This window comes from Sorangium sp. So ce726, from assembly GCF_051521405.1.
Lineage (GTDB): Bacteria > Myxococcota_A > Polyangia > Polyangiales > Polyangiaceae > Sorangium.
This window is the reverse complement of record NZ_CP150349.1, coordinates 10973744-10994197: the sequence shown is the minus strand read 5'-3', so window position 1 is coordinate 10994197 and position 20454 is coordinate 10973744. Positions and strand designations below refer to the sequence as shown.

The 20454-nt window shown below is 69.3% G+C and carries 21 protein-coding genes; 10 read left to right on the top strand and 11 right to left on the bottom strand.

Annotated elements, in window-relative coordinates; all coding sequences use genetic code 11:
- The first annotated feature begins 158 nt into the window (after window positions 1-158).
- The 6 genes from WME79_RS40915 to WME79_RS40890 all read left to right on the top strand — a co-directional run bounded on the left by WME79_RS40915 (window position 159) and on the right by WME79_RS40890 (window position 7350).
- Window positions 159-1337 (top strand): TolC family protein, encoded by a 1179-nt coding sequence (locus WME79_RS40915; protein WP_437526293.1) that lies wholly within the window; start codon window positions 159-161, stop codon window positions 1335-1337.
- Window positions 1334-2650, top strand: a complete 1317-nt coding sequence (locus WME79_RS40910; RefSeq protein WP_437526290.1) for an efflux RND transporter periplasmic adaptor subunit — start codon at window positions 1334-1336, stop codon at window positions 2648-2650. Before WME79_RS40915 ends, WME79_RS40910 begins: the two co-directional genes overlap by 4 nt.
- Window positions 2651-2660: 10 nt before the next feature.
- On the top strand, window positions 2661-5903 hold the full coding sequence (locus WME79_RS40905; RefSeq protein WP_437526288.1) for an efflux RND transporter permease subunit: 3243 nt from the start codon (window positions 2661-2663) through the stop codon (window positions 5901-5903).
- Complete coding sequence (locus WME79_RS40900) at window positions 5896-6090, top strand: hypothetical protein (protein ID WP_437526286.1); 195 nt, start codon at window positions 5896-5898, stop codon at window positions 6088-6090. Before WME79_RS40905 ends, WME79_RS40900 begins: the two co-directional genes overlap by 8 nt.
- A 67-nt stretch (window positions 6091-6157) precedes the next feature.
- Window positions 6158-6328 carry a hypothetical protein gene (locus WME79_RS40895; protein ID WP_437526284.1) on the top strand — a complete coding sequence of 57 codons (171 nt, stop codon included), beginning with the start codon at window positions 6158-6160 and terminating at the stop codon, window positions 6326-6328.
- A 194-nt stretch (window positions 6329-6522) separates the two neighbouring features.
- Complete coding sequence (locus WME79_RS40890; RefSeq protein WP_437526282.1) at window positions 6523-7350, top strand: hypothetical protein; 828 nt, start codon at window positions 6523-6525, stop codon at window positions 7348-7350.
- Window positions 7351-7414: 64 nt separating this feature from the next.
- Here the strand turns inward: WME79_RS40890 and WME79_RS40885 are convergent, their stop codons facing one another.
- The 4 genes from WME79_RS40885 to WME79_RS40870 all read right to left on the bottom strand — a co-directional run bounded on the left by WME79_RS40885 (window position 7415) and on the right by WME79_RS40870 (window position 11801).
- Complete coding sequence (locus tag WME79_RS40885; protein WP_437526279.1) at window positions 7415-9733, bottom strand: heavy metal translocating P-type ATPase; 2319 nt, start codon at window positions 9731-9733, stop codon at window positions 7415-7417.
- Window positions 9734-9813: 80 nt separating this feature from the next.
- A complete protein-coding gene (locus tag WME79_RS40880; RefSeq protein WP_437526277.1) occupies window positions 9814-10107 on the bottom strand; it encodes a DUF5132 domain-containing protein in 294 nt (97 codons plus the stop codon).
- Window positions 10107-10319 (bottom strand): hypothetical protein, encoded by a 213-nt coding sequence (locus WME79_RS40875; RefSeq protein WP_437526274.1) that lies wholly within the window; start codon window positions 10317-10319, stop codon window positions 10107-10109. Before WME79_RS40875 ends, WME79_RS40880 begins: the two co-directional genes overlap by 1 nt.
- 243 nt (window positions 10320-10562) lie before the next feature.
- Window positions 10563-11801: a YncE family protein gene (locus tag WME79_RS40870; protein WP_437526271.1), complete on the bottom strand. Its 1239-nt coding sequence runs from the start codon at window positions 11799-11801 to the stop codon at window positions 10563-10565.
- A gap of 762 nt (window positions 11802-12563) precedes the next feature.
- On the opposite strand from WME79_RS40870, the gene WME79_RS40865 reads away from it, so the two are divergent.
- Window positions 12564-13562, top strand: a complete 999-nt coding sequence (locus WME79_RS40865; RefSeq protein WP_437526268.1) for a DUF1259 domain-containing protein — start codon at window positions 12564-12566, stop codon at window positions 13560-13562.
- A 209-nt stretch (window positions 13563-13771) separates the two neighbouring features.
- On the opposite strand, the gene WME79_RS40860 is transcribed toward WME79_RS40865, so the two are convergent.
- Together WME79_RS40860 and WME79_RS40855 are read right to left on the bottom strand one after the other, a co-directional pair.
- Window positions 13772-15175, bottom strand: a complete 1404-nt coding sequence (locus tag WME79_RS40860) for a multicopper oxidase family protein (protein ID WP_437526265.1) — start codon at window positions 15173-15175, stop codon at window positions 13772-13774.
- Window positions 15172-15648, bottom strand: a complete 477-nt coding sequence (locus WME79_RS40855; RefSeq protein WP_437526264.1) for a hypothetical protein — start codon at window positions 15646-15648, stop codon at window positions 15172-15174. Before WME79_RS40855 ends, WME79_RS40860 begins: the two co-directional genes overlap by 4 nt.
- Before the next feature lie 296 nt (window positions 15649-15944).
- Between WME79_RS40855 and WME79_RS40850 the strand changes: the two genes are divergently transcribed.
- Window positions 15945-16247 carry a hypothetical protein gene (locus WME79_RS40850; protein WP_437540125.1) on the top strand — a complete coding sequence of 101 codons (303 nt, stop codon included), beginning with the start codon at window positions 15945-15947 and terminating at the stop codon, window positions 16245-16247.
- Between the two features lie 173 nt (window positions 16248-16420).
- Here WME79_RS40850 and WME79_RS40845 read toward each other — a convergent pair whose 3' ends face one another.
- Window positions 16421-16891 (bottom strand): YncE family protein, encoded by a 471-nt coding sequence (locus tag WME79_RS40845; protein ID WP_437526261.1) that lies wholly within the window; start codon window positions 16889-16891, stop codon window positions 16421-16423.
- A 43-nt stretch (window positions 16892-16934) separates the two neighbouring features.
- Here WME79_RS40845 and WME79_RS40840 point away from each other — a divergent pair, with 43 nt between their 5' ends.
- Window positions 16935-17069, top strand: a complete 135-nt coding sequence (locus tag WME79_RS40840) for a hypothetical protein (RefSeq protein WP_437526258.1) — start codon at window positions 16935-16937, stop codon at window positions 17067-17069.
- Between the two features lie 72 nt (window positions 17070-17141).
- Window positions 17142-17831, top strand: a complete 690-nt coding sequence (locus WME79_RS40835) for a tRNA-uridine aminocarboxypropyltransferase (protein ID WP_437526255.1) — start codon at window positions 17142-17144, stop codon at window positions 17829-17831.
- A gap of 25 nt (window positions 17832-17856) precedes the next feature.
- On the opposite strand, the gene WME79_RS40830 is transcribed toward WME79_RS40835, so the two are convergent.
- From WME79_RS40830 to WME79_RS40815, 4 genes are all read right to left on the bottom strand, one after another.
- Entirely contained in the window at window positions 17857-18645 is a 789-nt protein-coding gene (locus WME79_RS40830; protein ID WP_437526252.1) for a CAP domain-containing protein, read from the bottom strand.
- Window positions 18646-18780: 135 nt separating this feature from the next.
- The gene (locus tag WME79_RS40825) at window positions 18781-19254 is read right to left on the bottom strand and encodes a hypothetical protein (protein WP_437526249.1); all 474 of its coding nucleotides are present in this window, start codon (window positions 19252-19254) and stop codon (window positions 18781-18783) included.
- A gap of 48 nt (window positions 19255-19302) precedes the next feature.
- Window positions 19303-19827, bottom strand: a complete 525-nt coding sequence (locus WME79_RS40820) for a hemerythrin domain-containing protein (RefSeq protein ID WP_437526246.1) — start codon at window positions 19825-19827, stop codon at window positions 19303-19305.
- A gap of 181 nt (window positions 19828-20008) precedes the next feature.
- Window positions 20009-20239, bottom strand: a complete 231-nt coding sequence (locus WME79_RS40815) for a hypothetical protein (protein WP_272102623.1) — start codon at window positions 20237-20239, stop codon at window positions 20009-20011.
- Window positions 20240-20454: the final 215 nt, after the last annotated feature.

Sequence of the window (20454 nt, the reverse complement as noted above, 5' to 3'; positions counted from 1 at the left end):
GCGCCGCGCGGACGTGGCTCGGCCCTCTCGCGCGATCCTGACCGGGCAGAACCGCGGTTCTTCGCGCGAGCGCTCGATGCGCTCGAGGGCTGCCGTCCATGTTCCGTGCGCATTTACGTCGTCTGGTCGTCATTTCCTCGACTGTTCTCCACCTCTTGATGCCGGATGCGGCCGCCGCCGCCGAGGTCCCGCTCACGCGCGCTCGGATCGCCGAGCTCGTGCGCGCTGCGCCGGCCGCGCGCGCCGCCTCTTCCGAGGCTGCCGTCGCCGGCGCCGCCGTCACCGCCGCCGGGGTCATCTCGCTCGAAAATCCGGTCCTGTCCGGGATGGGTGGGATCCGCTTCAACCCCGATGGGGGCAGGCCGGCCGCCGCCGTGGCCTCGCTGTCGTGGCCGCTGGAGCTGGGCGGCCGGCGCGGGACGCGCGTCGAGGCCGCGAAGGCGGAGCAGCGCGCCGCGCTGGCCACCGCCGACGAGACGCAGCGGCGCCTCCTGCTGGCCGCGCTCCTTCAGCACGCGCTCGTGCTGCGCGACGAGGCGCAGGTCGCCCTCGCGGCCGAGCGCCGCGCGCTCGGCCAGCGGCTCGTCGCCGCGTCGGAGAAGCGCAAGAAGGCGGGGGAGGTGCCGGAGGTCGACGTGGCGCTCGCGCGCCTCCAGGAGGGGCGCGACGCCGCCGCCGAGGCGACCGCCCTTGGAGCGCGTCAGGCCGACTTGCTGGGACTCCGGTCGATGCTGGGCCAGGCGTCGAAGGACGGCGCGGTCACGGGCGCGCTGGTACCCGAGGAAGCCCCGCCTCCGCTCGCGACGCTGCTCCGCGAGGCCGATCAGCGGGCCGATGTGCGCGCCGCCCTGGCGGCGGTGGAGGCGGCCAGGGCCAGATCGGGTCGAGAGCTGGCCGGACGATGGCCGACCGTCAACGTGCTCGCCCAGTACGAGCGGGACGACCAGGCGAACATCGGGATGATCGGCCTCGCCTTGCCGGTGCCGATCCTGAACCCGAACCGGGCAGGGGTAGCGACGGCCGCGGCCGAGGTCGACGCCGCGACCGCCCGCCTTGCAGCGAGCCGGGCCAGCGCGGCGGGTGAGATCCAGGGGCTCTACGCGCGCTACGAGGCGACGAGGAACGCGCTCACCCACCTCGCGCCTGCCGCGGGTCTCTCGACGCAGGCCGTGGCGCTGTCGACGAGAGGCTACGAGCTCGGGGAGAACGACCTCGCGAGCGTCCTGCTCGTGCGCCGCGAGGCGCTCGACGCCCAGGCGGCGCTCCTCGACGCCGAACACGCCCATGCGAACGCCAAGATCGAGCTCCTGGTCGCGGCGGGGAGGATTCCGCAATGAGCGCCGCGAAGATGAAGATCGAGCTCACGCGCGCGAAGATCGCGGCGCTGGCCGGGGGACTTGTGTTGCTGCTCGCCGCAGCGGTGACGGGGGCGCTGCTCATCGACCACTCGGTTCACGACCACGGCGCCGACGAGCACGAAGGGCACGACCACGGCGCGCCGGCAGAGGCGGCCCATGGGCACGGCGAGCACGGTCACGGCGAGCATGAAGAGGGCGAGCACGGTCACGGCGAGCGCGAAGAGGGCGAGCACGAGGAGGGCAAGATCAAGCTGTCGGCCGAGGCGCTCAACAACGCGCGGCTCGAGATCCTGGCGGCCGGCCCGGGCAAGGTCGCGGACACCGTGTCGCTCCCGGGAGAGGTGGCGCTCAACGCCGAAGCCCTCGCCCACGTCACGCCGCGGGTCTCCGGCACGGCGCGCGAGGTGAGGAAGCAGCTCGGCGACACCGTGAAGAAGGGCGACGTGCTCGCGATCCTCGATAGCCGTGAGTTCGCGGAGTTCCAGCGGGAGCTCTTGACCGCGAAGGAGCGGCTCGAGCTCGCGGAAGCAAACTTCAACCGCGAAGAGGCGCTCTGGAAGGAGAAGATCGCCGCGGAGAAGGAGTACCTCTCGGCGAAGCAGGCGCTCGCCGAGGCGAAGATCGAGCATCGCAGCGCCGCCCAGAAGCTCCAGGCGTCGTCCGGCGCGGGCTCCGGGGCGAAGGGAGGCGCGTACGCGCTCATCGCGCCGATCGACGGCACGATCATCGAGAAGCACATCAACATCGGCGAGGTGCTCAAGGACGACACGCAGGCGTTCGTCGTCGCCGATCTCTCGACGATCTGGGTCAACGTCACGGTGTACGCGAAGGACCTCGCCCGCGTCCGCGCCGGCCAGACCGCGCGCGTGCGGGCGGAGGGCATCGAGGAGCCCGCGGAGGGCGAGATCACCTACGTCGGCCCGGTCGTCGGCGAGCAGACGCGCTCGGCGACAGCGCGCGTCGTGCTGAAGAACCCTGGCGCTGCATGGCGGCCCGGCTTGTTCGTGACCGCCGACGTGGCCGTCGATCAGGTCGACGCGCCGGTCGTCGTCTCGTACGAGGGGGTGCAAAGGGTCGAGGGGAAGGACGTCGTGTTCGTCCAGGAGGGCGACGCGTTCGAGGCCCGCGCCATCAAGTCCGGCCGCCAGGGCAAGGCTCCAGGCGCGCAGGGCGCCGAGCTCGTCGAGGTGCTGGACGGCGTCGCCGCGGGCGAGCGCTACGTCGGCAAGAACAGCTTCATCCTCAAGGCCGAGCTCGGGAAATCCGAGGCAGGCCACGACCACGCGCACTGAGGAGGAACCGATGCTCACCCTCCTCGCGAAGATCCTCGCGTTCTCCGTCCGCCATCGCTGGCTCGTCGTGGTCCTCACGCTCGCGGTCGGAGCGCTCGGCGTCTACAACTTCAACCGTCTGCCGATCGACGCGGTGCCCGACATCACCAACGTCCAGGTGCAGATCAACACCTCGGTCAAGGCGCTGTCGCCCGTCGAGGTCGAGCGGCGCGTCACCTTCCCCATCGAGTGGGCGATGGGCGGCATCCCCAGCGTCGAGCAGGTCCGGTCACTCTCGCGTTACGGCCTGTCGCAGGTGACCGTCATCTTCAAGGACGGCACCGACATCTTCTGGGCGCGCCAGCTCGTGGGCGAGCGCCTCGCGGCGGCCAAGGAGAGCCTGCCGCCCGGCCTCGGCGAGCCGCAGATGGGCCCGATCGCGACCGGGCTCGGCGAGATCTACATGTGGACGCTCGAGGCCTCGCCCGAGGCCCGGCGGCCCGACGGCAAACCTTACGAGCTCACCGATCTGCGCACCATCCAGGACTGGATCGTGCGCCCGCAGCTCCGCACGGTGCCGGGCGTCACGGAGATCAACTCGATCGGCGGCTACGAGCAGCTCTACCAGGTCTCGCCCGATCCGGCGAAGCTCGTCGGCTACGGCCTGTCGTTCCGCGACGTGCTGGAGGCCGTCGCGCGCAACAACGCCAACGCAGGCGGCGGCTACATCGAGCACAAGGGCGAGCAGTACCTGATCCGCGCGACCGGGCTCGTTCAAGGCGAGAACGACATCCGTCGCATCCTCGTCGGCCATCACGACGGCGTCCCGATCCGCGTCGGGGACGTCGCCGAGGTGGGCGTGGGCCGTGAGCTCCGCACGGGCGCCGCGACCGAGGATGGGCAAGAGGTCGTCATCGGCACGGCCATCATGCTCGTCGGCGAGAACAGCCGGTCCGTCTCGCAGCGCGTCAGCGAGCGGATGCAGTCGGTCAACAAGTCGCTGCCTGAGGGGGTCACGGCCAAGACCGTCTACGACCGCACCTACCTGGTCGAGGCGACCTTGAGCACCGTGCAGAGGAGCCTGCTCGAGGGCGCGGCGCTGGTCGTCGTCGTCCTGTTCCTCCTGCTCGGCAACGTCCGCGCCGCGCTCATCGCCGCGCTCGCCATCCCCTTCTCGATGCTCATCGCCATCACCGGCATGGTCGAGGGCAAGATCAGCGGCAACCTGATGAGCCTCGGGGCGATCGACTTCGGCCTCATCGTCGATGGCTCGGTGATCATCGTCGAGAACTGCGTCCGGCGCTTCGCCGAGGAGCAACACCGGCTCGGGCGGGTGCTCACCCGCGAGGAGCGGATCGAGCTGGCCTACGAGGCCTCGCAGGAGGTCCGGAAGGCGACGATCTTCGGCGAGATCATCATCGCGATCGTCTACCTGCCGATCCTGACGCTCACGGGCATCGAGGGGAAGATGTTCCGGCCGATGGCGGAGACGGTGGTCCTCGCGCTCGCCGGCGCGACGATCCTGTCGATGACGTTCATCCCCGCGCTCGTGGCGCTCCTCCTGACCGGCAAGGTGTCCGAGAAGGAGAACTTCCTCTTCCGGCACGCGAAGCGCGGCTACGAGTGGATCATCGGCTGGGCCCTCGCCCACCGCAGCACGGTGGTGCTGGGCGCGATCGCCCTGCTCGCGGTCTCGGGGCTCGTCGCGACGCGGCTCGGCAGCGAGTTCGCGCCCAAGCTCAGCGAGGGCGCCCTCGCGCTCCAGCCGGCGAGGATCCCGTCCATCGGGATCACCACGAGCGTCGAGATGCAGATGCAGCTCGAGCGCGTGCTCAAGGAGCGGTTCCCCGACGAGATCGAGCACATCTTCGCCCGGACCGGGACGGCCGAGGTCGCGACCGATCCGATGGGCCCGAACGTCTCCGACACGTACCTGATGCTGAGGCCGCGAAGCGAGTGGAAGAAAGCGAAGACGCAGGAGGAGCTCGCGGAGGCGATCGAGGAGGTGATCAAGGACCTGCCCGGGCAGAACTACGAGTTCAGTCAGCCCATCGAGCTCCGGTTCAACGAGCTCATCTCGGGCGTGCGGAGCGACGTCGCGGTCAAGGTCTTCGGCGATGACCTCGACGTCATGCTCAAGCAGGCGCAGAAGATCGGCGGCATCCTCGGAAAGACGCCGGGCGCCGCCGACGTGAAGGTCGAGCAGGTCACCGGGCTGCCGGTGCTCACGATCGACGTCGACCGGGACGCCGCCGCCCGCTACGGGCTCAACATCGCCGACGTGCAGGCGGTGATCGAGGCAGCGGTCGGGGGCATCAGCGCAGGCGAGGTGTTCGAGGGAGACAAGCGCTTCGAGCTCGTCATCCGCCTCCCCGACGCGATCCGCGGTGACATTCGCGCGCTCCAGAACCTGCCCGTCCCGCTCCCGGAAGCGGACCGCCCGGAAGCCGCCACGCGAACCGTCTCGGCGACGGACCGACCGGAGCAGCACGCGGCGTTCGTTCCGCTCGGCTCGGTGGCGAAGATCGCCGTCGAGGAGGGGCCCAACCAGGTGAGCCGGGAGAACGGCAAACGCCGGGTCGTTGTGCAGGCGAACGTGCGCGGGCGGGATCTCGGGAGCTTCGTGGCCGAGGCGCAGCAGCGGATCGACGCGGAGGTGAAGCTCCCGGCCGGCTACTGGACCGCGTGGGGCGGGCAGTTCGAGAACCTCATCGCTGCACGCCAGCGGCTCGCCCTGGTCGTGCCCGTCGCGCTCGGGCTCATCTTCGGGTTGCTCTTCCTGTCCTTCGGGACGCTGAAGAATGCGTTGTTGATCTTCACCGGTGTCCCGCTCGCGCTGACCGGCGGCATCTTCGCGCTCTGGATCCGCGGGCTGCCCGTCTCGATCTCCGCGGCGATCGGGTTCATCGCCCTCTCGGGCGTCGCCGTGCTCAACGGCCTGGTGATGGTGACCTTCATCGAGAACATGCGCCAGCAGGGCGAGTCGCTCGACGATGCCGTGTTCCACGGCTCGATCGCGCGGCTCCGCCCCGTGCTCATGACGGCGCTCGTCGCGGCCCTCGGCTTCGTCCCGATGGCGCTCGCGACCGGCACCGGCTCCGAGGTGCAGCGGCCGCTCGCGACGGTCGTGATCGGAGGCATCCTCTCGTCGACGGCCCTCACGCTTCTGATCCTGCCGACCCTCTATCGTTTGTTTCATGCGGGAGAGGCGCCTGCCGTTGCAGCGCCTCCCATTCCCGAACGCATCATCGAGAAAGGAGATCTCCATGCTTGAGCAACATCGTTATCCCCTCGTGCTGGCGGCCATCGTCGCCATGGCGTCCGCCGCGAGCGCCGTCGGCTGCGGCGGCGACAACTGCCATGAGGGCGACGAATGCGAGGAGGGCGAGGGAGGCGGGCAGGAGGGCGCCGGCGGGGCGGGTGGTGGCAGCGAGACGGGGATGGCCCGCCCCCCACGCTAGTCAGGACCTCGGCGACCTGCTGGAGCTGTTGGGCGTGCCGTGAGGCACAATGAAAGGGAGATCTCGAATGAACCGATTTCGATGGTTGTCGCTCGTCCTGTTCGTCTCGCTTGGCTCCGTCGCGGTGGTCGCGGGGTGCGGCGACAAGAACAAGACCGAGCCGAAGGATGCCAAAGGGCACGATCACAAGGAGGGCGACGGCCACGATCACAAGGAGGGCGACGGCCACAAACACTGAATCGTCGCTCATGACCCGTCCAGAACAAGCGCCGATACTTATCCGCCCCGATCGGCACCAGGCCGGCTCAACCACAATCGAGGGAGACCCGTCTACGCCTGGGACGGCGCTCTCCTGACACCGCGTCTTCAGTGCTCGTCCCGCGCTTCCCATCCCGGCTGCGATGCACAATGGATCGCCGCTGGGGGGCACCCATGTCGCTCGCGCTCGGCATTTTTCTTCTCGTGCTCGCGGTCGCACTGGGCGGGCTCCTGGCGGTGCTTCGCGGCTGGGACAGCGGCATCATGCCTGCGATACGGACGTTCGCGGTCGTTGCCGCGGCGTCGATCGCGCTGCTCCACCTTCTGCCCGAGGCGCTCGATGACCTGGGCTGGCGCGCGCTGCTGCCGGCTGCGGCCGGATTGCTGGCGCCGATGGTGATGGAGCGCCTCGTGGTCGGGGAGGACTGTGGCCATCATGCACCGAGGATGGCGCCCGCGCTGGGGTACGCGGCGGTGCTCGTGCACCAGTTTGGCGATGGCGCAGCCGTCGCATCGCTCGCCCGGGCCGGGCTGCTGTCCACGCCGGTCGTGCTGGCTCTCGCAGCGCACACGGTGCCGCTCGCCATGGTGGTCTCTCTGCTGACGCGCGAGACCCGAGCGGGGACCGATGGCCTACGCGTCACGTGCGCTGCGCTCACAGGCATTGCGCTCGCTACCGTCCTCGGTGCCCTGACACCGCGGCTCATCGGCCAGAATCGCTTCGAGAGCGCCGAACCCTGGGTGCTCGCCACGATCGCAGGGCTCCTCGTCCACGCAGTGTCGCACGAGGCGATCGCGAGCCGCGCGGTGACGCCCGCGAGCCGCGCCGCCGAGGCCGCAGGAGGGCTGCTCGGCCTGGCGCTCGGGGTACTAGGCATCGACGACGAGGCGTGGGCGCGACGTTTGCCGCCCGGATTCGGTGTCGCTGGGATGGTCCTCCTGGCGGCGCTCGTGCTGCTGCGCAGCTACGGCCCCCGGCGCGCCGCGCAGCCTCGCTTCTGAGCACCCGCCGCGCGTGAACCTCAGGGACGTGTTTGGCTGCACATGAGCCTGGTACAGGGATGTCTCAGGAGCGTTGAGCCGGCGATGCCCGCGTGGAGAGCACGCTATCACCATCGCCACGGATTCCCGCTGTGACATCCATCTGCGGAGCGGGCGCGGGCCTCGCTCCCCTTCGCGACGCCCGCCTCGGTCGCGCGGCGGCTGCGCTCGCGCCGGTCGGGAGCGTCGGCTCGTAACCGATGAGGCGCGCCGAGTTGAACACGACGAGGAGCGTGCTCAGGTTGTGGAGCACCGCCGCGATGAACGGGTTGAGCGCGCCCATCGCCCCGACCACCAGGCCCCCTGCGTTGACGCCCAGCGCGATGCCGTAGTTCTGGCGGATGACGTTGAGCGCCTGGCGGCTGAGCCGCATCGTCGTGACGACGCCGCCGATGTTGTCGGCCGCCAGCGCGATGTCCGCCGCCTCGATGGCGACGTCGGAGCCGGCCGTGCCCATGGCGATCCCGACGTCGGCCAGCGCGAGCGCCGGGGCGTCATTGATGCCGTCGCCCACCATCGCGACGTGGAACCCCGCCGCCTTCAGGTCGCGGATCCAGTCGTACTTCTGCTCGGGCAGCAGCTGGGCACGCCACTCCGTGAGCCCCACCGCGCCGGCGACCGCGCGGGCTGATTCCTCGATATCCCCGGTCAGCATCGCGATCCGCTGCACGCCCTCCCGGCGGAGCTGCGCCAGCGACGACGCCACGTCCGGACGGATCTTGTCGCGCACGCCGATCAGCCCGATGAGGCGCCCCTGGTGGGCGACGTACATCTCGGTCTCGCCCTCGGCCGCGTGCTCCGCGTAACGGGCCTCGGCCTCGGCAGACACCGCGATGTCGAACTGCTGCATGAGCCGGCGGTTGCCCACCAGCACCATGTTGTTCTGCCAGTCCGCGCGCATCCCCCGCCCGACCAGGATCTCACATACGTCGTGGGGCTGGACCGTGATCTCACGCTCCGCCGCGTGGCCCACCACCGCCAGCGCCAGGGGGTGCTGGGAGTGCAGCTCGCCGGTCGCCGCGAGCGAGAGGACCTGCTCGGCGGTGTAGTCGTCCACGAGCGAGATCACCCGCTGCACGGAGGGAATTCCCTGCGTCAGTGTCCCTGTCTTGTCGAAGACGATCACATCCAGCTTTGCCGCGGCCTCGAGGTGGGTGCCGCCCTTGATGAGCACACCGCGACGTGCGCCGTTCCCGATCGCCGCGCTCACCGCGGTGGGCGTGGCCAGACCCGCCGCGCACGGGCATGCGATCAGCAACATGGTCAGCGCCCTGGTCGCGTCGCCCGTCAAGGCGAGGACTGCAATGGACAGGGCGAACGAGGCAGGAACGAACCGTCTGGAGAACCGCTCCCCCACGGTGTGGATAGGGGCTTGCAGCTCACGCGCCTGTTCCACGCGCTGGATGAGGCGCCCGACGGCCGTATCGCTGCCGACCCGCTCCACGCGGGCCCGCAGGCCGCCGGAGAGGAGCACGGTCCCAGCGTAGACGGTATCTCCGCTCATCTTCATCACGGGGACGCTCTCGCCTGTGATCGGAGCCTCGTTGATCGTGCCCTGGCCCTCCACGATGATGCCGTCGACCGGGATGCGCTTGCCCGCGTAGACCGCGATCAGGTCTCCTGGCTGGAGCTCTGCGACGGGGCGGCGCACCTCCTGCCCGCCGAGGACTTGCCAGATCTCCTCGTCCGGCATCTCGAGGAGATCGCGGATCGCGCGCTCCGTGCGCCTCAAGGTCAGCGCCTGCAGGTACTCGCCCAGATTGAGGAGCCAGAGCACGGTCAGCGCGGTGACGTTCTCGCGCAACAGGAGGCTGGCGATCGTCGCCGACCCGACGAGCGTATCCGTGTTCATCCCGGTCTGGCCGGAGATCGAGCGCCACCACCCCTTCAGGAAGGAGTACCCCGAGATCAGCGTCGCGACGATGTTGATGCCGCCGATGATCGGATTCGACGCCAGCGCGCCGGCGCCGAACGCGATCCTCTTGACGCCGAGGCCCAGGAGGACCGAACCGCCGAGGACGAGGTTGCGCACCTGCACGTCGAGATCCCCGTGCTCGTGGTCCTCGTGCCCATGGTACCCGCCTTCGTGCCGCTCCTCGCGCGCGGCCGCCTGCTGCTCCCGCCACTGCTGGTACGCCTGGTGATCCAGCGGGGGAGACGAGAGGGCGGCGCGAAGCTTCGCCTGGACAGCGGTCGGGGTGAGCCCGGGATCGCAGCGCAGGAGCAGGCGCCCCGTCACGGGGTTGGCCTGAACCTCCTTGATGCCCGCTTCTTCCTGGAGCGCGGACTCGACGGCGGCGGCATAGCGGGGGTTGTTCTTCAGGCCCCGCGCCTCCCATCGCATCCGCCCCCTGACCACGGAGCGCAGACGCAAGCGAGCGTCCCGCGTCGTGTTGGGAGGATCTGAGCTCGCTCCAGCAAGGCTCACGCGCCTGCCCGCTGGTGTGCGTGGGCATGGTCATGAGCATGCCCGTTCTCACCCGAGATCGGCTCGGACACATCACCAAGCTCAGCCTTTGCTTCGGCGACGATGTCCTGCAGCTCCTCGCGGAGCCCCTCGACGATGCCCACGAGCTCCCGTTGCGCGACAATCCCGCCCTTGACGACGAGGAGCGCCAGGGGACGCACAGCGCGCCCCACGAGAGGGGCGAAGAGGGCACCGGCGGCGAGGCTCGAGAGGGCGACGATCAGCTTCGATTGAGCCAATTGCAGCGACATCAGGGGTGCCTTTCACTCGGCAGGTAGCGGTTCACCAGAACACCGCCGTTCGGCTTGAGCTGAGCAATAGCCGTCGCCGCTCGCTCTGCAAGCCGTTCACCGAAGATATATTCCCTGTCCTCGTCGTCCTTGAAACCATCCTGATTGAGCCGCGTTTCCAGCGCTTCAACGCGTCGATGAAAGAGAGCGACGCGGCCGCGGGATCCACACATGAGCTGGTGACGGAGCGTATGAACTGCGCTTCTGAGCCGCCTGGAGCGCGAATGCACATCCGAACACTCCAGCTTCGCGCAGCGCGCGGCGCCCCGATAGCGTCTCCGACGGAGCACGCCTGCCGGGCTCGGCTGCCCCGACGCGCGCAGCGTGCAGGATCCTGCGATCCGCGATCCGGTGCTCGATGCCTTTCACCAGCGCAGCGCCGCGCAGGCGAGGGGGGCCGTGACCTGCTCGCGCCCTCAGCGCGCCCCGGCCGCGACGCGCGCGAACGCGTCGGGATAGAGGCCCACCTCGGACTCGCTGCGCATCTCCAGCGTCTCGGGATCGAGCCGGAGCACCTTGCCCGGCGTCACGGTCTGATCGCCCTCGCAGACGACGAAGAGCCCGTGCTCCTCGTCGAGCTCCGCAAGGTGCGGCCTCACGCAATCATCCCTGATGTTCCGGGAGATGGCGCCGTTGTCGTCCGGGTCCATGCCGATGCGCGCGATCATGTCGGGCACCTGCGTCGGCACGTAGACGGCGCTCCCGTCAGGGGTCCACGCGGCGAAGTAGGGCGCGCCGATCGTGAGGATCCTCTTGGACTCGTCGAACGTCTCCGACTCGACATCGAAGAAGCGCACGTCCCTGCTCAGCGTGTTGCTCACGGCGATGGTCTTCCCATCAGGCGACATGACGGCGGTGTACGGCCCGTAGCCCGAGGAGTGGGCGTCGGGCGCCAGGGCCGGGCCGACGGGGACGAGCTTCACCTCGGCGTCCGGGTCCGTCAGGTCGACGATCGCGAGCGCGTCGTCGCCATAACAGGCGACGTAGGCCCGGGCGCCGTCCGGCCGCGAGAGGGCGATCCCGTGCGCGGCCTTGCAGACCGGGATGAGCCTCGGGTCGGTCGAGCCACGAAGCAAGAGCGCGTCGGGATCCACGACCGCGAGCGATGAGCGCGCCGCCTCGGCGTCCTCTGGGTTGTCGAGCGCGCGCTTGAGATCGAAATGAGAGACGACCACGCGCCTGCCGTCCTCCGAGATCACGATGTCGGCCGGGTTGGGCTCGACGCGCACCTGTCCTAGGAGGCGCAGGTCGTCGAGCGCGAGCTTCTGGACATAGCCGGCCACCGCGCTCCCGCCGTGTACCGAATGGGAGCCGATCTCGCCGGCGGTGGAAGGGTACGACAGCGTGATGTAGAGCGCGCCGCCTGCGGCGTCCACGGCCACGCGGTGGGGCCCATCGATCGTCACGGGATCGCGGCCCACGGGGCGGACGCCGAACCGCTCCCCGGTCTCGAGCGCGATGAGGGAGATCGTATCGGAGAGGCTATCGGTCACGACGCCCATGCCGCCTTCCGGAATCACGATCTCCGGAAGCCGGTTCGGATAGGGGTCGCCGTTGTAAGCATCGTAGCGGTATTCGATGATGGGATCGGGATCGCTGCAGCTCGCCAGCGTCGCCGCAGCGAGCGCGCAACCCAGGAATCGCGCAATGACCATGGATGACCTCGAGACGAGCGCCGCCAGCCCGTACACGCCGCACCCTAGCACGCCTCCGCCCGCGCTGGACGCGGCGATGAATCGACCAGGCGTCGACTGGAGGCAGAAAGTTCCTGACTGACAGCCGCAAGAGGCCAGGCCCATGGCGATGGCCGGGTGGTTGCGATGCCAACGCGCGCCTGGAGGTGCTGTCCGAGCTCGCCGGGCGTCGGCTCGCGGCCAGCCAGACGCGACCATTCGTTCGAGGCTCAACCTCCTTGCAGCCCAGGGACACCCCGTGCGGCGCTGTTCCAGCGTGAGCTCCTGGGCCGGACCGCTGCGGCGGCAGACGATGTCCGATGCCGTGACCGTCGGAGACGGTGAAGCGCTTTTTGAGGCAGCGCTGTCGATAGCATGCCAGTGTCGTATCACTCTCCGCGGCATCGAAACCTCGGAGCGCCGGGGCGCGCTCTCTCACGAATGCGGGAATGGTGGAGGAACGGGATGTCCTCGTCCAGACGGACCTTTACCGGGTGAATACAGACTTCATCAATTTAGAAAACGGGTTACTACGGGATGATGCCCGAGCCGGTCTATGTATGCTGACGTCGACTATCCGAGCTGCCAGTACGCGTTCAGATCATCGACGCGATGGACCGGAGTTTCGCCGCGGCGGGGAAGATCGATGTCTGGACCAAGGCGGACTCGGTCTCGTACGTTGATGACCTCACCGTCGCGCCGCTCTGACAAGACGCCGCTTGAAGAAAATGAGGAGAAGAAGCGATGAGGAACATCGTTGGTTGGTTCGGTCTCGCCGCGCTGACGGCGCTCTCCTGTAGCAACGCACCCCCGGCGCCCTCGGCGGAGCCGCCGGCCGTCGTGCGCCCTACCGCTCCGCCCGCGGCCGAGCCCGCCCAGCGACGAGCGCCGTCCGCCCCGGCTGCGCTGGATGCCACGGCCGTCGAGACGTCCACGGGCGGCAAGGCGGAGGTCTCCGAAGGCGTCGTGAAGGTCTCGTTTCCCCGGAACGACGTCAAGGTCGAGGTGGATGGCTGGACCATGCCGCCGTTCATGGGGCTCACCTCGTGGGCCGGGTTCACCCCCGGCGAGAAGCCTGGCGTCGAGGCGATGGTGATGGGCGATCTCGTTCTGTTCGAGGACGAGGTGAGCGAGGCCATGAGCGCCGCCCTCGACGCCGGGCTCGAGGTCACCGCCCTGCACAACCACTTCTTCTACGACCGGCCGAAGGTCTATTTCATGCACATCGGCGGTGAGGGCAAGCTGGACGCGCTCGGCAAGGGCGTGCGCGCTGCCCTCGACGCGGCGCGGGCCATCCGGCAGAAGACGCCGAAGCCGCGCGAGCGCTTCGACGGGTCGGCCATCCCGGCGAAGAGCGCCATCGATCCGGCCAAGGTGGAGGCGGCGCTCGGGGTCAAGGTCACCGCCAAGGACGGCATGGCCAAGGCCGTGATCGGCCGACCGGCCGCCGTCGCCGATTGCGGCTGCAAGATCGGCAAGGCGATGGGCGTGAACACGTGGGCTGCCTTCGCGGGCACGGACGACAACGCCGTCGTGGATGGCGACTTCGCGGTCACCGAGGACGAGCTCCAGCCCGTCCTGAAGGCGCTCCGCGCTGGCAAGATCCATATCGTGGCGATCCACCATCACATGGTCGGCGAGGAGCCGCGCATCCTCTTCTTCCATTACTGGGGGCGCGGCCCCGTCGCCGAGCTCGGCAAGGTGGTGAACGCCGCGCTCGCCTTGACCAAGAGCCAGCCATGATGGCGGGCCAGCGGACTCTATGTCGAGCTGGTGAGGGAGGAAGGTGCGCCCGCGCAAGCGCCCGGAGGAGGAGTCAGCCCCGGAAGGCGAACAGCCGGCAGCGACTGGCGAGGGAGAATCATGAGCGTGCGAGCACCCCAGGCCGCGGCGCGGCCCCCTGTCTCCGCGGGCGGCGACGTCCGCGGAAACCGACGAAGGTGAGCGGCTCCTCAGGGCTCGACGTGGATCTCACCCATCATGCCGCGCTCGGTGTGCTCGAGGATATGACAGTGATACATCCACATGCCCGGCTCATCGAAGCGCGTCGCGATGCGCACGGTGGACCGCTGCGGCAGGATCACGGTGTCCTTGTTGGCGAGATCCTCGTCGGCCACCGGCACATCGTCCCTGGCCAGGACCTGGAAGAAGAAGCCGTGCAGGTGGAACGGGTGGTCCATCTCCGCGTCGTTCTTCAGGTCATAGACATGGACCGATCCATTCTCAACGCCGATTGACGGCACGTCCGGAAACGCCTTGCCGTCGATCGTGAACGTCAGCTTGCCGTCGACATACCCCTCGTCGAACGTGATCGTCGCCTCCGCGGGCCCCCCCGGCAGCCGCTCGATGGCAGGGCCCGTCTCGGGGAGCGTGCGCCCGGACAGCCGGGATCCCGTGCCGATCCGCACCCTGGCGAGCGGCATCGGCTCGGCCAGCCCGGTGTGGTGCCCACGCTCGTAGGGCTCGTTCATCAGGGTGAGCTCCGTTCCCGGCTCGCCCTCGGCGATCAACAGCACATCGTAGCGCTCGCCGGGAGAGACAAGGAGCCTCTCGGTATCGTACGGCTTCGGGATCAGCCCGCCGTCGGTGCCGATCACGCGGAATGTGTGGCCCGGGAGCGCCAGGTTGAAGAAGCGTCCGTTCGCCACGTTGACGATCCGGAGTCGCGTGAGCCCGCCCGGCCGCACATCGAGCGCTGGCATCACCTCGCCGTTGACGAGCACGACATTGCCCTCGCGGCCCATCATGATCGTGTCGTCGTCGAGCTCTTCATTGAAGGTCCCGTCCTTGTTCAGGAACACGTCCCCGAGCACGGCGATCTTCTCGACATCCGCCGCCGGCTCGTTCGGTCCGCGCACGCGGATCAGGCCGAAGAGACCCTTCTGGATCTGCTCCGGCTCCATCACGTGCGGGTGGAACCAGGTAAACCCCGCGTCCCGCAGCGTGAACTCGTACGTGAACGTCGCGCCGGGCGCGATCGGCTGCTGCACGGCCATCACGCCGTCCATCTCGTTGGGCACCCGGACGCCGTGCCAGTGGATCGTCGTCGCTTCCGGCAGGCTGTTCTTGAAGTGGACGATCAGCGTGTCGCCCACGTTCGCCTCGATCAGGGGCCCTGGGACCGTACCGCTATAGGACCAGACCGCGGTGGTCGTGCCCTCCAGGTAGGTCTTCTCTGCCTCCCTGGCCTCGAGATCGACCTCGACGATCCTGGGATCGGGGTTCCTGTCGGGCGCGGCGGCGGGCTCGCCCCAGGCATCGGGCACGGGCGGCTCCTCTGCCTGCTCGGTGGCGCACCCGGCCGCGAGCAGCGACAGCAAGGCGGCGCCCAAAAGAGCACGCGAAATCCGTATCATGGTGCGCCCTCCTCGTCGGTGGGATTGCCGGACATCTCGTTCGAGTACCCGGAGTAGACCTCGCCCACCTTGCAGCGCAGACGGTACGTATACTCCATGTTCTCTGTCGCCTCGGAGTCCATGTAGGCCTTCTTCGATCCTGCGACGGTGAAGGCGACGGCGTAGTCGTTCATGGGGTCCTTGCGCTCGCCCTCGATCTCATCGCACTCCGGCTGTGGCACCCACTCGACGTGAAGCACGTCCAGCATCGGCATCACGAACGACAGGACGGGCGCATCGGGCGCCGTCGCCGCAGGCCCGCCGCCGCTCCCGCCGCCCTCTCCAGTGCCGCCGTGCCCCCCCGTGCCGCTCGCCGCTCCCGCGCCGCCGTCCCCTCCCGTGCCCTCGACAGGAGAGGGGCCCGTCTCCGACCCTCCGCAGGCGGCGAGGGCGATGCTGACAGCAGCGAGGCCGATGAGTCGAGAGCAAGCCATGACGGTGTCTCCTTGCTTGTTCCTGGCGTCCCCGAATGTGACCCATTGGGTCACAGCGGCGAGGTGCAGCGGGACGCCGCCGCTTGTTCTAGGCACCAGCGGGCCAGGCGTGACGCGCGGACACGTTTTTTCACCTGCGGCGCCCAGAGGCGGATGCCCGCAACGTTCTTCGAGCCGTCCGCTCACTTTCGCCGGTCGGTGGAATACACCCGGACCGCGACCTCGCGCTCCTGCTCGACGTGGCGCGCTTCAAGTACCCGCCTCACTGGGTCCCGCTCGAAGCGCTCCATCGCGCCATGTTGCCTGTCGACCCCACCTCCGGGCGGTCGCGCGGGTTCGTGACGATCCGGCGCGAGCACGCGGTGGCGCCCGTGGCTGCGCTGCACGACGCCAACTGGGCCGAGGTCGAGCGCTTTCTCCGCGATCTCGACGGCACCGACGTTCTGGTGCTGACCGGCTGCCTGCGCGAGGGAGTCTCCAGCATGCCGCTTCTGCTCGAGCTGCTGCGCCGCCCCGACCTGCCCCAGACAGTCAAGCAGCACCTGGCGCGGTTGCGCGCCCAGGTGGCGGCTCTCGACGCTCGCCCACCGCCGCTGTAGCAGGCATCGATCTGGCCGTGGTCGTGCTCGTCAACGTGGGGGGCCGGCGAGGTTGCCGGACCGGCCTCCACAGAGAAGATGCGCGCGGACGGTATCGATCCGAGCGCGCGGAAGTAGCGCGACGGACGAGCACAATCAGCGCATGCGAGCGCGGCCGCGACCTGCTCGCGCCCTCATCGCGCCCCCGCCGCGACGCGCGCGAACGCGTCGGGATAGAGGCCCACCTCGGACTCGCTGCGCATCTCCAGCGTCTCGGGATCGAGCGGGAGCACCTTGCCTGGCGTCACGGTCTGATCGCCCTCGCAGACGACGAAGAGCCCGTGCTCCTCGTCGAGCTCCGCAAGGTGCGGCCTCACGCAATCATCCCTGATGTTCCGGGAGATGGCGCCGTTGTCGTCCGGGTCCATGCCGATGCGCGCGATCATGTCGGGCACCTGCGTCGGCACGTAGACGGCGCTCCCGTCATGGGTCCACGCGGCGAAGTAGGGCGCGCCGATCGTGAGGATCCTCTTGGGCTCGTCGAACGTCTCCGACTCGACATCGAAGAAGCGCACGTCCCTGCTCAGCGTGTTGCTCACGGCGATGGTCTTCCCATCAGGCGACATGACGGCGGTGTACTTGCCAAACTCCCCATCTGAGCCCACGCCGCATGCTCAGCCCGCTCGATGACGGGTCGAGCTGCGCGCGATGGCTGGCGATCACTTCTACATCACGCAGGATCCACGGGTGTTTGTCTCGGAGGTGCTGCGCGTGTTCCGGCTCCCTTCCAGGTCGACGGCTACCCTCGGACAGGCGCAGATGCCCTGGAGCTATTTCCCCTGAGATCCCACTGTCCGGTGCGGGGCCGTTTGACCGGGACGGCTTGCGCGTGGGAGAACGCCCGGCCCGGACGAGATGACGTTCCTCCCGCTGCAGCCGCCCGATCTGCCCCCCATCCGCGCGCGCGGGACGCCGCGCTGCCGCGGCTGCGGTTTGCCGCAGGCGATGTGCCTCTGCGGTGCGCTGCCCCGGCTCTCCGTGCGCACGCGCGTCGTGCTGCTCACCCACCGGATCGAGCGCACGAGGAGCACCAACACGGGCCGGCTCGTCGCGCGCCTGCTCGAGGGCGCGGAGGTGCGCGTGCGCGGCGAGATCGCGCCGCGGCCGCGCCCGCCGCTGCCGGAGGGGCGCCGGCTCGTGCTCTTCCCGTCGCCAGAGGCGCGCGCCCTCACGCCCGACGACGCGAGCGGCGAGCCGGTGGTGCTGCTCGTTCCTGACGGCAACTGGAACCAGGCGCGCCGTGTGGTCCACCGGGACGCCGACGCGCGCGGCGCCGAGCTGGTCACGCTGCACGAGGGCGCGCCGAGCCGCTATGGCTTGCGCCGCGCGCCGCACGAGGGCGCCCTGTCGACGCTGGAGGCCGTCGCGCGCGCGCTCGGCCTGCTCGAGGGCGCGGCCATCGAGCGGCGCATGATGGAGGCGTTCGACGTGTGGGTGCACCGCGCGACGCGCGTGCGGCTCACCGGCAAGCTCGAGGAGGGCGCGGCGGTCCTGGGAGAAGATGAATCCGCCGATGCCCGCGGGGGCACGGCGCCCGGTGGATGAGGTCCGTGAGCGCTCGCCGCGCCCGTCACCGGAAGTTCTGCACCGCCCAGACGCTGCCGTCCGGGAAGGTGTGGAATCCGCAAGCCACCTTCGTGTAGCGGGTGTTGCTCATGTTGATGTAGTGGCCGTGCTTCTCGAAATCCTCGCCCGGCCCCTCGTCCCACATGAGCTGCAAACACGGGACGATCATCGAGTCCGGGGGACCTCCCCACCCGGGACACTCGTTCTGGGCGTTTTCCTTGCAAGCGCCGAATGCGCCGTGCGCCTGGCCGGTGTTCCCATCGGACTCGGCCTCTCCATCGGAGCACGACTCCGCCTCGACCCAGCGCGCAAGGGGCGGCAAGCCGAGCGTCGCGCGGTGCTCGTTGATCGTATCGACGCACAGCTGCGCCGCGCCTGTGGCGCCGCCCGAGCCGCCAGCGCCGCTCCCGGAACCCTCGCCGCTCGAGCCCCCGGTGCCGGCTGTGGCCGAGCCCCCAGCGCCCTGCGCAGAGGAGCCGCCGGCGCCTGCCGTGGCCGAGCCACCGGCGCCGCCAGAGCCCTGCGCAGACGAGCTGCTGGCGCCTTCGGCAGACGAGCCGCCGGCGCCCGCCGTGGCCGAGCCACCAGTGCCCTGGGCAGACGAGCCGCCGGCGCCCCCGGTCGCCGCGGCGGACGAGCTGCCGGTGCCCGCCGTGGTCGAGCCGCCGCTGCTGGTGCTTGGCCCGCTGCCGGAGCCTCCCGGGTGGATCACGGTGCCAGCGCCGCTCGACGGCCCGCCGCCTTCGCCCTCGATCGACGCGTCGCCCACCTCACCGACGCAGCCCGACAGCACAGCACCGATGATCGTCGCGGCGAGCGCGACGGCGCATAAAGGAGTCCAAGTGTTAAGCATCCGTCGAGTCTATGGGGCATTCGACGCATGCTCAACATCGACCGATCCTGCTTCACTTTTGCATGCTTGAGCTGTTCAGGCTCGATTGGCGGGCTTCCCGCGTGTCTGTGCGGAGAGAAGCGCGCGTGTCGCATGAATGTGTGTTCGTTTGCTTCGAATTCCACTCGTGCGAGACAGGACACCGCATGCCAGCGAGCGGCGACCGGCCTTCAGATGTCGCCCCTGCGGGCCGGCGGCGCGTGGAAACTTGAACGCCCGCCGCGCCCTGGCCTCGTCTTCCGCCGACCGAGGCGCGCGGCGCCTCCGCTGGAGAAAAACGATCGTCGCGCCGGCGAGCGCGTTCGCGACCATGAGCGAGTTCGTCGCCACGAAGACCCAGCTCTCGAGCATCCAGCTGTAGATGACGAACCCGATCGACGCGGCCAGCTGGCCGAGGAAGAGCCAGCTGGAGATGCCCTGGCTCGTCTTGCTCCTCCACTGCTTGTAGACCTGATTGCCGATCGTCAGGACGAGGATGCCAGAGCTGACCCAGCCGATCGCGTCTTTCATGTCTCACCGCCGGACCGCCGCTCGACCACTCTCTTCGAGCAGGCCTCGTCAGGCCCGGGCCGCGCCGTTCGCGTGGCTCCCGTGGATCGCATGGCTCGCCTGATCCGCGGAGGTCTTCCTGTAGCCCGCCGGCAGGAGCGTCTCGTAGCCTTCGGCCAGCCGCTGCTCGAACTCCGCCTTCATCGACCTGCCGAGCTCGGTGAGGCGCTTCTCGTCCACGGCCTTCTCGACCGCCGGGAAGAGCTCCTTTTCCTCCTCCTCCACGTGGTGCTGGATGAGCTCCTTCAGCGTCGTCACGCGCGCCTTGAACGACTGGTCCTCCGGAGAGGTAGAGAGCAGCCGCTTCAGCGCGAGCTCGGCGATGGCGTGCTCCTCGAAGCTCTCGAGGATCACGTCCTCCTTGATCTGCTGCACGGCGGGATAGAACGTCTCCTGCTCGATCGCCATGTGCGCGGCGAGCTCGTTGGCGAGCTCGGCGAGCACGAGCGCCGGATCCGATCTGCCGCTCTCGAGCTGCTTGAAGAGGGACTCCACCGTGCGATGCTGCTTCTCGAGCAATGACGTCGCTTTCATCTTCCTGCCTCCCGCTGTGCGCCGCGCCTCGGCGCGGCCAGGGTCGTTCGGGTTTCATCGCCAGCCGGGGCGCTCTCGCGCGCGAGGCGCTCCGGCCAGCCTTGCTCACGGTTCGAAGCGTGATGAGGGGCGAGCTCGTGCGCCGCCCCTCATCGCGCGAACAGCCCGAGATCGCCTCGGGCTACTTGTCCGTCTTCTCCTCGATCTTGTCCCCCGCCTTCTCGGCGGCGTCGCCCGTCGACTCCGCCGCGTCCTTCGCCTCGTCCTTGACGTCGCGCGCAGCGTCGTCCACGGCCTCGCCCGCCTTCTCGGCCGGACCCTCCGGCTGAGGCTTGCTGCCTCCGCAACCGATCACACCGACGCAACCGATGACCATGCTGCCCAGGAGCAGCGATCGAATCCCTGTTTTCACGGTATCCTCTCCTCCGCGCTCGAGCGCGCCCAGCGGCTCTGCCCCCTCGGCGCGCCCGGCGGTCTCTCGACGAACCTCGGCGCTGGCTTCGAGCTGTCTCGTCCCGAGCTCAGCTTCCGCTTCAGCGTTCAGCCTTCCTTCCGTCAGCCATGTCCGTCAGCCATGTCCGTCAGCAATGCCCGGGCCAAACCGCGCCAAGCGTCCGCGCGTGCTCC

Bases quoted from the DNA above. Each gene is read 5' to 3' on its own strand.
- WME79_RS40915 (WP_437526293.1), top strand. From the start codon at position 159: ATGCCGGATGCGGCCGCCGCCGCCGAGGTCCCGCTCACGCGCGCTCGG.
- WME79_RS40910 (WP_437526290.1), top strand. From the start codon at position 1,334: ATGAGCGCCGCGAAGATGAAGATCGAGCTCACGCGCGCGAAGATCGCG.
- WME79_RS40905 (WP_437526288.1), top strand. From the start codon at position 2,661: ATGCTCACCCTCCTCGCGAAGATCCTCGCGTTCTCCGTCCGCCATCGC.
- WME79_RS40900 (WP_437526286.1), top strand. From the start codon at position 5,896: ATGCTTGAGCAACATCGTTATCCCCTCGTGCTGGCGGCCATCGTCGCC.
- WME79_RS40895 (WP_437526284.1), top strand. From the start codon at position 6,158: ATGAACCGATTTCGATGGTTGTCGCTCGTCCTGTTCGTCTCGCTTGGC.
- WME79_RS40890 (WP_437526282.1), top strand. From the start codon at position 6,523: ATGTCGCTCGCGCTCGGCATTTTTCTTCTCGTGCTCGCGGTCGCACTG.
- WME79_RS40885 (WP_437526279.1), bottom strand. From the start codon at position 9,733: ATGCGATGGGAGGCGCGGGGCCTGAAGAACAACCCCCGCTATGCCGCC.
- WME79_RS40880 (WP_437526277.1), bottom strand. From the start codon at position 10,107: ATGTCGCTGCAATTGGCTCAATCGAAGCTGATCGTCGCCCTCTCGAGC.
- WME79_RS40875 (WP_437526274.1), bottom strand. From the start codon at position 10,319: ATGTGTGGATCCCGCGGCCGCGTCGCTCTCTTTCATCGACGCGTTGAA.
- WME79_RS40870 (WP_437526271.1), bottom strand. From the start codon at position 11,801: ATGGTCATTGCGCGATTCCTGGGTTGCGCGCTCGCTGCGGCGACGCTG.
- WME79_RS40865 (WP_437526268.1), top strand. From the start codon at position 12,564: ATGAGGAACATCGTTGGTTGGTTCGGTCTCGCCGCGCTGACGGCGCTC.
- WME79_RS40860 (WP_437526265.1), bottom strand. From the start codon at position 15,175: ATGATACGGATTTCGCGTGCTCTTTTGGGCGCCGCCTTGCTGTCGCTG.
- WME79_RS40855 (WP_437526264.1), bottom strand. From the start codon at position 15,648: ATGGCTTGCTCTCGACTCATCGGCCTCGCTGCTGTCAGCATCGCCCTC.
- WME79_RS40850 (WP_437540125.1), top strand. From the start codon at position 15,945: ATGTTGCCTGTCGACCCCACCTCCGGGCGGTCGCGCGGGTTCGTGACG.
- WME79_RS40840 (WP_437526258.1), top strand. From the start codon at position 16,935: ATGGCTGGCGATCACTTCTACATCACGCAGGATCCACGGGTGTTTGTC.
- WME79_RS40835 (WP_437526255.1), top strand. From the start codon at position 17,142: ATGACGTTCCTCCCGCTGCAGCCGCCCGATCTGCCCCCCATCCGCGCG.
- WME79_RS40825 (WP_437526249.1), bottom strand. From the start codon at position 19,254: ATGAAAGACGCGATCGGCTGGGTCAGCTCTGGCATCCTCGTCCTGACG.
- WME79_RS40820 (WP_437526246.1), bottom strand. From the start codon at position 19,827: ATGAAAGCGACGTCATTGCTCGAGAAGCAGCATCGCACGGTGGAGTCC.